The sequence below is a fragment of the Streptomyces cyslabdanicus genome (assembly GCF_052663305.1).
On record NZ_JBQRUW010000017.1, the window covers coordinates 137,721 to 149,840 of the forward strand.

The following is a 12,120-nucleotide window of genomic DNA, read 5'->3' on the forward strand; positions in this document are numbered from 1 at the left end:
TCACTTCGCGCGCCGGCCTGCCGCCAATCGGACGATGTCGACGCGCGAACGGATCCCCAGCTTGCGGTAGACCCGGGTCAGGGTCGCCTCCACCGTCTTGACGCTGATGAACAGCCGTGCGGCGATCTCCCGGTTCGTCGCGCCCTCCATGACCAGCGCCGCCACCTGACGCTCCATCGCCGCCAGCCCGTCCAGCGCCGCCGGGGCCACCTCCGGCTGCCGCGCGGACCGGGCGGTGGCGGCCTCCTCCACCCGGCGCAGCCACGGCAGCGCGCGGCAGCGCCGGAACAGCCGCGCCGCCTCGGCGTACGACGCCGGTCCGGGCACGAGGGGTGTCCCCGCCCGGCCGACTCCCAGGGCCGGGGCGAGGGCGCGCAGCCGGGCCAGCGCGAACGCGGCGCGGGCCTCCTCCAGACCGTTGCCGAGTTTCGCCAGCCGGTCCTGGGCGGACGTCACCTGGGCCACGGCGGCGTCCTGGTCGCCGCGGGCCGCCCGCACCTGCGCCTCGGACCGGTCGAGGACGGCCAGCACGCTCTCGCGGCCGAGGCGCAGCGCGTGCTCGCGGGCCACGTCGATGACGCGCTGGGCCTCGGCCCGCTCCCCGGTCCGCACCAGGGCCTCCGCGAGGTCGCCGTGCCAGCGGCCGCGCGCCGGATCGGTGATGCCGAGCCCCAGTTCCAGCTCCCGCACCCGGCGCAGCGCCGTCACGGCGGCCTGGTCGTCCCCGGCCACCAACTGGGCGTGTCCCAGGGCGGTCAGGGCACGCGAGAGATACATCTGGTCGCCGTCCTCCTCGGCGTGACCCACCGCCTCCCGGGCCAGCGCCAGCGCCCGGTCGGTGCTGCCGCCGGACGCCTCTGCGAGGGAGGCCAGGGTGGCCGAGGCGCTCTCGCCGATGCCGGTGTCCCGGGCCATCCGCAGACTTTCGCGGGCCAGGTCCAGGGCCCGGCCGCAGTGGCCGGAGCGCAGTTCGGTCTCGGCGAGCAGGCGCAGGAAGTGCACCTCGCTCTCCACCATGCCGCGCCGCCGCACCTCGCGCAGCAGCGCGGTGATGGTCGCTCGGGCCTCGGCGAGCCGGTCGCTCATCAGCAGCCAGCGGTAGCGGGCCGAGCCGACGCCGTTGTGATGGCAGGCGACGTACGGGTCCTGAGGCTCCCTCAGCGCCCGCTTGATGGTGGCGGGGGCGTTCGGATGCCCCATCAGGGTCTCGGTGGAGGCCTGGAAGGCGAGCGCCATCAGTTCGTTGCGCCGGTCCCGGCCGCGCGCCGCCAGTTCGGCGGCGTGCGCGGCCTCCTGGCGGGCCTCGGCGAAGTCGCCCTGCACGACCAGGCCGCGCCAGGCCAGCTGGTAGTGGACCAGGGCGAGCAGCCGAGGGTCGTCGCCCGCGTCGGCCAGCGCCTGCGGAAAGACGGCGTCCACGTCTCCGAGGGCCTGACCGGCCGACTCGATCACCACCATCCAGGCCCGCACCCGTTCGGCGGGCACGGTGGCCCGGGTCAGCACCTCACGGGCGATGTCCCGGGCGAGGTCCACCTCGCCGGCCGTGATGGCGTCTTCGGCGGCCTGCAACCGCCGGTCGTCCGGGCCTCCCGGTCCACCGCCGGGCGGGGTGTGCCGGGCGGCGAGCAGACCCAGCGAGGCGGCCACCGAGGGCGCCCCGCGGTCCCGGGCCAGCGCGGCGGCCTCGGCGAGCCGGGCGGCCACCTCCGGGTCGGTGCCGGTGGTGGCCAGGGCCAGGTGCCGGGCCCGCTCGATGGGGTCGGGGGCGGCGGTGGCCAGGGCGGCGTGGGCGGCGCGCCGCTCCTGGGCGGGCGCCTCCGCGTACAGCGCGGCCGATATCAGCGGGTGCGCGAACCGTACGGCCGGGCCCTCCGGCTCCGTGGCCAGCAGCCCGAGTTCGGCGGCCTGCGCGCACTCGGCCTCGGCGTTGCCGCGGCCGGCCGCGTGCAGCAGGGCGGGGGTGGGGCGGGCGCCGGCGCTGGCCACCAGGAGGGTGCGGCGGGCCTCGTCCGACAGCATCTCCAGGCGGCTCAGGACGAGGGCGCGCAGCGAGGTCGGCACCGGCAGCGGTTCGCCCGGCCGGGGCGGGGTGGGGCTCTCGGCCAGGGCACGGCCCAGCTCCAGCGCGAACAGGGGGTTGCCGCCGCTGGTGCGGTGGATGTCGCGGACCGTGGAGCGGGGCAGGCCGGAGTACCCGCGGTGGCCGAGCAGGGCAGAGACCTGAGTACGGGTCAGCGGGCCCAGCCGGACGGAGAGGGTGTCGGGCGGGCAGGCGCGCAGATGGCGGTCGTACCGCTCCGCCTGTTCCGGCTCGGTCCGTACCGCGCACAGCATCTGCACGGGTGTCCCGCCGAGGCGCCGGGCGGCGAAGCCGAGCAGTTCGGCGCTGGCCGCGTCCAGCCACTGGAGGTCGTCGGCGACGATCAGGACCGGGCCCTTCGCGGCGAGCGCGCGCAGCGTGGACAGCACGGCCAGGCGCAGGGCGAGGCCGTCGCGCTGGAGGGTGGACTCGCCGCGGCCGGTGAGCGCCGACTCCAGCGCGGTGTGCTGGGCGGCGGGCAGCTTGCCGGACACCTCGTCCAGGACCAGGCCGAAGAGGTCGGCCAGGGCGAGGAAGGGCAGGTGGGATTCGGACTCGGTGGCGGAGCAGCGCAACACGGTGCGGGCGATCGGGGCGTATTCCGCGGCCAATGCCCGCAGCACCGTCGACTTTCCAATTCCGGCCGGCCCGTGCAGCAGCACACTTCCACCGCGCGCGAGCTGCTCCCGTGCCGCCGCGGACGGCTCCTCCTGGCCGATGACCAGGTCGGAACGGTAGTTCGCAGGGCCCTTCAAGTCCCGTCGCACGGTCACCGCTCCCCTCGAGTGTCGTGTTCGGGCCAAATTCTAGGCAACCTGCCCGTGAATTTCGGACAGCCGGCGTGGTGAGGGAAATAACAGCGCTTGCGGCATGCCCATATTCAAAGCACCACTGAATGAATAAGTCACCCCGCGGGAACGCCCCACCGACGGTACCCCCACGGGACCCGGCACGGCTGCGCCCACGCCCCCACTCACGACCGGCCAGGGCTCTGGCCGCCTAGGGCAGGAGTCCTGCCCGGCGGGCTGTGGACACGGCCTCTCCCCGGGTGTGGGCGCCCAGTTTGCGCATGGCCGCGCGGAGGTAGCCCTTGACGGTTTCCGGGCTCAGGCCCAGCCGGGCCGCCGCGGCCGCGTTGGTCGCGCCCGCGGCCACGCAGGTCAGCACGTCGAGCTCGCGGGGGGCCAGGCTCACGCCCGCCACCGGAGCGGACGCTGTGGTCAACAGGCCGCAGGCGTCGAGGAGTTCGGCGCGCAGGGCCGGGTCGGAGATGCGCGGGGCCAGCGCGCGCAGCGCCGCGTGGGCCGCGCGGACCTGCTCCCAGGCGGCCCCGTCCGCCGGATCCCGAGGTGCGGGCGCCGCACGGGACGCCGCCAGCAGGTCCCACGCCTGCTCCTGAGCCACCAGCGCCTGCTCCACGTCCCGCGCCGCCTCCACGGCCGCGCTCAGTGTCCGGTCGCCCAACGGCTGGGCCGTCCGCAGCGCGCCGTACAGCACGCCGCGCACCCGGCGCCGTACGACCACCGGCACGGCCAGCACCGAGCGCAGCCCCTCCGCGGCGACCGGGATGTCGTACTCGTGGCTGATCCGCGGGGACTGCGAGTAGTCCGTGACCGCGCACGGACGGGCGAGCGCCACCGCCTTGCCGCCCAGCCCGTTGCCAGAGCTCACCGCGAGCGCCCTGAGCGCGAGCGTCGTCGTGCCGCTCAGCTCGCTGATCCGCACCCGCGGCCGGCCCGGCTCGACCAGGCCGCCGAAGGCGACCGGAAGGCCCGTCGCACGCCGCAGCCGTGCCAGCGCACCACGGATCTCCGCCGCCTCGGACGCGTCCGCCCTCACCGCTCGCCCCTTCGCCGTGGACCGTCATGGACCTGCCCGCTCACCACCCCCGTTCGGGGGTGGTGAGACGCACATCACGGATTACACGATGACAGAGAGCCGCCCGGCAATGGTCCGGGACCAAGGAGGACAGATGACGACGGCGACGGAGCTCTTCCGCAGGGCGCGGGACTTCCTGCTCGAACACCGTGAGGACTACGCCACCGCCTACGCCGGCTTCGAGTGGCCCCGCCCCTCCCCCTTCAACTGGGCGCTGGACTGGTTCGACGCCGTCGCCGAGGGGAACGACCGCACCGCGCTGCACATCGTCGAGGAGGACGGCACCGAGACCCGCCTCTCCTTCGCCGAGATGTCCGAGCGTTCCAGCCGCGCGGCGAACTGGCTGCGCGAGCGCGGCGTCGCCGCCGAGGACCGCGTCCTCGTCATGCTCGGCAACCAGGCCGAGTTGTGGGAGACCGCGCTCGCCGCGATGAAGCTGCGCGCGGTGGTCATCCCCGCCACCCCGCTGCTCGGCCCCGCCGACCTGACCGACCGCGTCGAACGCGGCCGGGTCAGGCACGTGATCGCACGCGCCGCCGACACCGCGAAGTTCGCCGACGTCCCCGGCGCCTACACCCGTATCTCCGTCGGCGGCCCGCCGCAGGAGGGCTGGGCGCCCTACGAGGACGCGTACGCCGCCCCCGCCGCGTTCGTCCCGGACGGCCCCACCCTCGCCGACGACCCGCTGATGCTGTACTTCACCTCGGGCACCACGGCCCGCCCCAAGCTGGTCGAGCACACCCACGTCTCGTACCCCGTCGGGCACCTGGCGACCATGTACTGGATCGGCCTGAAGCCGGGGGACGTGCACCTGAACATCTCCTCGCCCGGCTGGGCCAAGCACGCCTGGTCGAACCTGTTCGCACCGTGGAACGCCGAGGCGACCGTCTTCATCCACAACTACACCCGCTTCGACGCCGCCCGGCTGATGGCCGAGATGGATCGCGCGGGCGTCACCACCTTCTGCGCCCCGCCGACCGTGTGGCGCATGCTGATCCAGGCCGACCTCACCCAGCTGCGCACCCCGCCCCGCGAGGCCGTGGCCGCGGGCGAGCCGCTGAACCCCGAGGTCATCGAGCAGGTCCGGCGCTCCTGGGGCGTGACCATCCGGGACGGCTTCGGGCAGACCGAGACCGCCGTGCAGGTCTCCAACAGCCCCGGCCAGCCGCTGAAGACCGGCTCCATGGGGCGGCCCAGCCCCGGCTACCGCGTCGAACTGCTCGACCCGGTCTCCGGCGCGCCCGGCGCCGACGAGGGCGAGATCGCGCTCGACCTGTCCGCGCGCCCGGTCGGCCTGATGACCGGCTACCACGGCGACCCGGACCGCTCCGCGGAGGCGATGGCCGGCGGCTACTACCGCACGGGAGACGTCGCCTCCCGGGACGAGGACGGATACCTGACCTACATCGGGCGGTCCGACGACGTCTTCAAGGCCTCCGACTACAAGATCAGCCCGTTCGAGCTGGAGAGCGCCCTGCTGGAGCACGAGGCGGTGGCCGAGGCGGCGGTCGTGCCCGCGCCGGACCCGCTGCGCCTGGCGGTGCCGAAGGCCTACGTCGTCCTCGCCGAGGGCTGGGAGCCGGACACCGGCACCGCGAAGGCGCTCTTCGAGCACTCCCGGGAGGTGCTCGCCCCCTACAAGCGCATCCGCCGCCTGGAGTTCGGCGAGCTGCCCAAGACCGTCTCCGGCAAGATCCGCCGGATCGAGCTGCGCGAGGCCACGGCCGAGGGCTCGGCGAACGAGTACCGCGAGGAGGACTTCCGGTGAGCGAACAGTCCAGCGCACTGTCCTACGCCCACGGAACCAGCGGCACCCCGCTGCTGGGTGACACCATCGGCGCCAACCTCGACCGGGCGATCGCCGCGTTCGGCGACCGCGAGGCGCTGGTCGACGTACCCTCCGGGCGCCGCTGGACCTACGCCGAGTTCGGCGTGGCGGTCGACGAGGTGGCGCGCGGGCTGCTCGCCAAGGGCGTGGCCAAGGGCGACCGGGTCGGGATCTGGGCGGTCAACTGCCCGGAGTGGGTGCTCGTCCAGTACGCCACCGCGCGCATCGGCGTCATCATGGTGAACATCAACCCGGCCTACCGGGCCCACGAGGTGGAGTACGTGCTCCGGCAGGCCGGCGTCTCCCTGCTGGTCGCCTCGCAGGCCCACCGGGGCACCGACTACCGGGAGCTGGTCGAGCAGGTCCGCGGCGCGTGCCCCGAGCTGCGGGAGACCGTCTACATCGGCGATCCGTCGTGGGACGCGCTGACAGCCGCCGCCGCGGAGGTGCCGGTGGAACAGACGGCCGCGATACAGGCCGAGTTGAGCTGCGACGACCCCATCAACATCCAGTACACCTCGGGTACCACGGGCTTCCCCAAGGGTGCCACGCTCTCCCACCACAACATCCTCAACAACGGCTACTGGGTGGGCCGTACGGTCGGCTACACCGAACAGGACCGGATCTGCATCCCCGTGCCCTACTACCACTGCTTCGGCATGGTCATGGGCAACCTGGCGGCGACCTCGCACGGCGCGTGCACGGTCATCCCGGCGCCGTCCTTCGACGCGAAGGCCACCCTGGAGGCGGTCCAGCGGGAACGCTGCACCTCGCTGTACGGGGTGCCGACGATGTTCATCGCGGAGCTGAACCTCCCCGACTTCGCCTCGTACGACCTGTCGTCCCTGCGCACCGGCATCATGGCGGGCTCCCCCTGCCCGGTGGAGGTGATGAAGCGGGTGGTCGCCGAGATGCACATGGCGGAGGTCTCCATCTGCTACGGCATGACCGAGACCTCGCCGGTCTCCCTGCAGACCCGGATGGACGACGACCTCGAACACCGCACCGGCACCGTCGGCCGGGTGCTGCCGCACCTCGAGGTCAAGGTCGTCGACCCGGCCACCGGGGTCACCCAACCACGCGGCACAGCAGGCGAGTTGTGCACCCGCGGCTACAGCGTGATGCTCGGCTACTGGGAGGAGCCCGAGAAGTCCGCCGAGGCCATCGACCCGGGCCGCTGGATGCACACCGGCGACCTCGCGGTGATGCGCGAGGACGGGTACGTCGAGATCGTCGGTCGCATCAAGGACATGATCATCCGCGGGGGCGAGAACATCTACCCGCGCGAGATCGAGGAGTTCCTCTACGGCCACCCGAGGATCCGTGACGTCCAGGTGGTCGGCGTGCCGCACGAGAAGTACGGCGAGGAGGTGCTGGCCTGCGTCGTCCCGGTGGACGCGGCCGACCCGCCGGCCCTGGAGGACCTGCGGGCCTTCTGCGAGGGCCGGCTCGCCCACTACAAGATCCCGAGCCGGCTGAGCATCCTGGACTCCTTCCCGATGACGGTCTCCGGGAAGGTGCGCAAGATCGAACTTCGCGAGCGCTACGGCGTATGAGCCGCGACCGGACGCCGGGACCGGCTACCGCTTGATGCCCACGCCCGCCAGCAGGCTGATCTCGGCGTCCGTGGGCTCCGTCCCGTCGGCGGGTTCGGCGGGACGCCAGCGGTGGCAGCAGACGATGCCGGGGTCGATCAGGTCCAGCCCGTCGAAGAAGCGGCTGACCTCGCCGTGTGAACGGATCTGCACAGGGGCCCCGGACTTCGTGTAGGTCTCCGCGACCTTGTTCCAGGTGACGGGGTCGAAGTCGGGCGTGCAGTGGTTCATGGCCAGGGCACTGCCCACCGGGAGCGGGTCGAGCAGCCGGCGGATGATGGCGTACGGGTCGTGCGGGTCGGTGATGAAGTGCATCAGGGCGTTGAGGGAGAGGGCGATGGGCCGGTCGAAGTCCAGGACCTCGGCGTCCCGCACGGCGCTCATCAGCGCGTCGGGGTCCCTGACGTCGGCCTCGATGTAGGCCGTGCGTCCCTGCGTCGTGCTGCGCATGAGGCGTTCGGCGTACTTGAGGACGAGCGGGTCGTTGTCGGCGTACACGATGCGGGCGTCGGCCGCGACGGACTGGGCGACCTGGTGCAGGTTGGGCTCGGTCGGGATGCCGGTGCCGATGTCGAGCCACTGGCGGATGCCGTGCTCCTGCGCCAGGACCCGGGTGGCCCGGTGCATGAACGCCCGGTTCTCGCGGGCGGTCACGTAGAGGCCGGGGTGGGCCTCGGCGGCGGCCAGGGCCGCCTCCTTGTCGATCTCGAAGTGGTCCTTGCCACCGAGGAAGTAGTCGTACATCCGGGCCGAGTGCGCCTTGCTCGTGTCGAGATCCCGGCCGGCCTGCCTGGTGCTCATGTTCTCCCCTTCACGCGTGTGTCTGTCGGCCCGCAGGCCAGGTACGGGAACGGTGTCGGCGCCCCGTGTGCTCGCTGGTGGTTCACCCGGCGGCCAAGTGATCGGCCAGGCCCTGTTTGACCCCGCGGACGAACGCGGCGATCTCCTCCGGCGCGTAGATCAGCGCGGGCCCGGCCGGGTCGGTCGACTGCCGTATGGCCACGCGGCCGTCGGAGAGCTGCTTCGTCTCGACGCACTGACCGCCGTTCGGCCCGCTCCAGGGGCGCTCCCAGCCCTGCTCCCCGAGGTCGAGGGCCGGCATGCCGTTGTAGACGCCTTCGTCGATGATCGTCATGAGTACTCCTTGCGCATGCGGTTCAGGAGCGCCCTGCTGTCCTGGGACGACGTCAGGAGCGCCATACGGGAATGCGCCTCGAGGTGGGCGACGACGTCCGCGCGCTGGTCCAGGTAGACGGAGGCGGACAGGAGCTCGCTGTAGACGATGTCGGGCAGCTCGGGTTCCTCGAACCGGAAATACGTGAACGGGGCACACGCCCCGACATGCGCACCGGCGGAGAAGGGCACGATGTCGAGGCTGACGTGCGGCAGCTCGGACACGTCGAGGAGCCGTTCGATCTGCTCCCGCATCACGTCAGGACTGCCCACCGTCCGGTGCAGGACGGCTTCCTCCATGACCACCCACAGCAGGGGGGCGTCCTCCCGCTCCAGCAGGCTCTGGCGGCGCAGCCGCAGCTCCACGCGGCGCGCGAGCTCCTCCTCGCTGCCGTTCGGCAACCCGCCGCGCAGCACGGCGCGCGCGTAGTCGGGAGTCTGCAGCAGGCCGGTGACGTACTGGGGCTCGTACGTGCGCAGGTACTTGGCGCCGGTCTCCAGGCTCACGTAGGCGGTGAACCAGCTGGGGACGGCGTCGCGGTAGGAGTGCCACCAGCCGGGCTCGTTGGCCTGCTCGGCCAGGTCGACGAACTCCTCGATCTCCTGGCGGCCCGCGCCGAAGGTTTCCAGGAGCTTCTCCACGTAGAGAGGCTTCAGCGCGACCTCGGCCTTCTCCAGCCGCCGGATCGTCAGGCTCTTCACGCGCAGTGCCTTCGCCGCGTCCTCCAGCGAGGCGCCGGCTGCCAGTCGCATGTCCTGCAGCCGGCGGCCGAGGATCATGCGCAGGACTGTCGGCGCGCTGGTGCCGGAACGGGCCTCACTCACGCCCAACCTCCTGAGGTGTCATCAACACCACTATCCTGGCAGCGACTTGAGGACAACGCCAGGGTGATACCCGCGCTGCTGAAATTATCAGGGAGCCGGTTGCAGCCTGCGCGCGATCGCGCGCGGTCACGTCGCTCTTCCGGCTCGCGTGAAGCCGGTGGTCAAGCCCTCTCGTCGGCGGTCCGTCGATGCCTCCGGACCCGGTGACGCCCGCGACGTCATCCGCCTCGCCCAAGACCCGAGCGTCGACCCGCCGGCTGACCCCGGGCGGTCTCCCTTGCCCCTGGTCTCTTGACGGCCTTGATGCGCCCACCTACATTGCTTCCAGGATATAGAAAGTAATTTCCGCTATACGGAAGAGCGACCGTGAGGGCGCGGCGGGCGTGCGATCCGGCAGCTGGACACAGCAGAAACAGCCGAAGACAGCCGAAGCAGGAGTATCGATGGCTCGTATGACCGCTGCCCGTGCGGCAGTTGAGATCCTCAAGCGCGAGGGCGTCACCGCCGCGTTCGGTGTGCCGGGCGCGGCGATCAACCCCTTCTACGCGGCGCTCAAGACGTCCGGCGGCATCAACCACACCCTCGCCCGCCATGTGGAGGGCGCCTCGCACATGGCCGAGGGCTACACGAGGACCCACGCGGGCAACATCGGTGTCTGCATCGGCACGTCCGGCCCCGCCGGCACCGACATGATCACGGGCCTGTACTCGGCCACCGGCGACTCCATCCCGATCCTGTGCATCACGGGCCAGGCCCCCACCGCCGTGATCCACAAGGAGGACTTCCAGGCCGTCGACATCGCCTCCATCGCCAAGCCGGTGACCAAGATGGCCGTCACCGTCCTGGAGGCGGCGCAGGTTCCCGGCGTCTTCCAGCAGGCCTTCCACCTGATGCGCTCCGGCCGCCCCGGCCCGGTCCTGATCGACCTGCCCATCGACGTCCAGCTCACCGAGATCGAGTTCGACCCGGAGACGTACGAGCCGCTGCCCGTCTACAAGCCGGTCGCGACCCGCGCCCAGATCGAGAAGGCCGTGGCGCTGCTCAACGAGTCCGAGCGGCCGCTGATCGTCGCGGGCGGCGGAGTCATCAACGCCGACGCCTGCGCACTCCTCGTGGAGTTCGCCGAGCTGACGGGCACTCCGGTCGTCCCCACCCTGATGGGCTGGGGCGTCCTGCCCGACGACCACGAGCTGAACGCGGGGATGGTCGGCCTCCAGACCTCGCACCGCTACGGCAACGCGACGTTCCTGGAGTCCGACTTCGTCCTCGGCATCGGCAACCGCTGGGCCAACCGCCACACCGGCAAGCTGGACGTCTACACGGCCGGCCGGAAGTTCGTCCACGTCGACATCGAGCCCACCCAGCTCGGTAAGATCTTCGCCCCGGACTACGGCATCGCCTCCGACGCCAAGGCCGCGCTGGAGCTGTTCGTCGAGGTGGCCCGGGAGCTGAAGGCGGCCGGACGGCTGCCCGACCGCTCCGCCTGGGCCGCCGCCGCCCAGGAGAAGCGGGCGAGGCTCCAGCGCCGTACGCACTTCGACGACATCCCCATCAAGCCGCAGCGCGTCTACGAGGAGATGAACAAGGCCTTCGGGCCGGAGACCCGGTACGTCTCCACCATCGGCCTCTCGCAGATCGCCGGCGCCCAGATGCTGCACGTCTTCAGGCCGCGGCACTGGATCAACTGCGGACAGGCCGGCCCGCTCGGCTGGACCGTCCCGGCCGCGCTCGGTGTCGCCAAGGCCGACCCGGAGGCGTCCGTCGTCGCCCTCTCCGGCGACTACGACTTCCAGTTCATGCTCGAGGAGCTGGCGGTCGGCGCGCAGCACAAGATCCCCTACGTGCACGTGCTGGTCAACAACTCCTACCTGGGCCTGATCCGCCAGGCGCAGCGCGCCTTCGACATCGACTTCCAGGTCAACCTGGAGTTCGAGAACATCAACTCGCCCGAGCTGGGCGTCTACGGCGTCGACCACGTCAAGGTCGCCGAGGGCCTGGGCTGCAAGGCGATCCGGGTGACCGACCCGGGTGAACTCGGCGCCGCCTTCGAGCAGGCCAAGAAGCTCGCCGCCGAGCACCGTGTGCCGGTCGTCGTCGAGGCGATCCTGGAGCGCGTCACCAACATCTCGATGTCGGGCACCAACGACATCGGCAACGTCGTGGAGTTCGAGGAGGTCGCCACGGAGCCGGGCCACGCGCCGACCTCCATCAGGACACTGAAGGTCTGAGACCCGGACGACCGTCGAAGAAGGCGGCCCACCCACGGGGGGCCGCCTTCTTCGTGCTGTTCCGGCACACCCCGGCGCCGTCACCCGCAAGCGCGAGGAGTTCGCCTGCTGCTCCGGGGTGTCGGTGCTGGGGTGGGTTCAGGATTCGTCGTGTTCCGGCAGGCCCGGCCAGTCCTCGGGGCCGCCGCCCTGCCATTCGATGAGGTCGTCCTCCTCCACCTCGACGCGGTCCAGGTCCGCCAGGCGGAGGATCTCGACCACGTCGTCCAGATGGGAGGCGAGTCCGAGGGTCACGTCGCCCTCGGTCACGCGCCGGGAGCCGTCCAGGGCGGGCGCGTGCACCACGATGTGCGGATGCCGCGTGGGGTTGTCCATGCCCTCAGCCTCCTGCGCCGGCCCACGGGCCGCACCCCGGGGGCGCCGGGCGAACGCCGAGGAGCGGGGGGGGGGGGGGGGGGGGGGGAGGGGGGGGGGTTTCTTTCCTTCTCGTTTTTTTTTTTCTTTTTTTGGCTC

At 71.9% G+C, this 12,120-nt stretch carries 9 protein-coding genes; 3 read left to right on the plus strand and 6 right to left on the minus strand.

The window, feature by feature from the left end; genetic code table 11:
- Both ACTYVM_RS12815 and ACTYVM_RS12820 read right to left on the minus strand, forming a co-directional pair.
- The gene (locus ACTYVM_RS12815; protein WP_445526055.1) at positions 1-2,853 is read right to left on the minus strand and encodes a helix-turn-helix transcriptional regulator; all 2,853 of its coding nucleotides are present in this window, start codon (positions 2,851-2,853) and stop codon (positions 1-3) included.
- Positions 2,854-3,079: 226 nt separating this feature from the next.
- A complete protein-coding gene (locus ACTYVM_RS12820) occupies positions 3,080-3,919 on the minus strand; it encodes a helix-turn-helix transcriptional regulator (RefSeq protein WP_445526056.1) in 840 nt (279 codons plus the stop codon).
- A 133-nt stretch (positions 3,920-4,052) separates the two neighbouring features.
- On the opposite strand from ACTYVM_RS12820, the gene ACTYVM_RS12825 reads away from it, so the two are divergent.
- Both ACTYVM_RS12825 and ACTYVM_RS12830 read left to right on the plus strand, forming a co-directional pair.
- Positions 4,053-5,726 (plus strand): AMP-binding protein, encoded by a 1,674-nt coding sequence (locus ACTYVM_RS12825; RefSeq protein WP_445526057.1) that lies wholly within the window; start codon positions 4,053-4,055, stop codon positions 5,724-5,726.
- Complete coding sequence (locus ACTYVM_RS12830) at positions 5,723-7,342, plus strand: AMP-binding protein (protein ID WP_445526058.1); 1,620 nt, start codon at positions 5,723-5,725, stop codon at positions 7,340-7,342. The genes ACTYVM_RS12825 and ACTYVM_RS12830 overlap by 4 nt, the downstream gene beginning before the upstream one ends.
- A 24-nt stretch (positions 7,343-7,366) precedes the next feature.
- Here the strand turns inward: ACTYVM_RS12830 and ACTYVM_RS12835 are convergent, their stop codons facing one another.
- The 3 genes from ACTYVM_RS12835 to ACTYVM_RS12845 form a co-directional block, all read right to left on the minus strand.
- Positions 7,367-8,182: an SAM-dependent methyltransferase gene (locus tag ACTYVM_RS12835; protein WP_445526059.1), complete on the minus strand. Its 816-nt coding sequence runs from the start codon at positions 8,180-8,182 to the stop codon at positions 7,367-7,369.
- An 82-nt stretch (positions 8,183-8,264) separates the two neighbouring features.
- A complete protein-coding gene (locus ACTYVM_RS12840) occupies positions 8,265-8,516 on the minus strand; it encodes a DUF397 domain-containing protein (protein WP_445526060.1) in 252 nt (83 codons plus the stop codon).
- The gene (locus ACTYVM_RS12845; RefSeq protein ID WP_445526061.1) at positions 8,513-9,379 is read right to left on the minus strand and encodes a Sco1979 family transcriptional regulator; all 867 of its coding nucleotides are present in this window, start codon (positions 9,377-9,379) and stop codon (positions 8,513-8,515) included. The genes ACTYVM_RS12840 and ACTYVM_RS12845 overlap by 4 nt, the downstream gene beginning before the upstream one ends.
- 443 nt (positions 9,380-9,822) lie before the next feature.
- Here ACTYVM_RS12845 and gcl point away from each other — a divergent pair, with 443 nt between their 5' ends.
- A complete protein-coding gene (gene gcl / locus ACTYVM_RS12850) occupies positions 9,823-11,607 on the plus strand; it encodes a glyoxylate carboligase (protein WP_445526062.1) in 1,785 nt (594 codons plus the stop codon).
- 138 nt (positions 11,608-11,745) lie between these two features.
- On the opposite strand, the gene ACTYVM_RS12855 is transcribed toward gcl, so the two are convergent.
- Positions 11,746-11,982: a hypothetical protein gene (locus ACTYVM_RS12855; protein ID WP_445526063.1), complete on the minus strand. Its 237-nt coding sequence runs from the start codon at positions 11,980-11,982 to the stop codon at positions 11,746-11,748.
- Between the last annotated feature and the right edge of the window lie 138 nt (positions 11,983-12,120).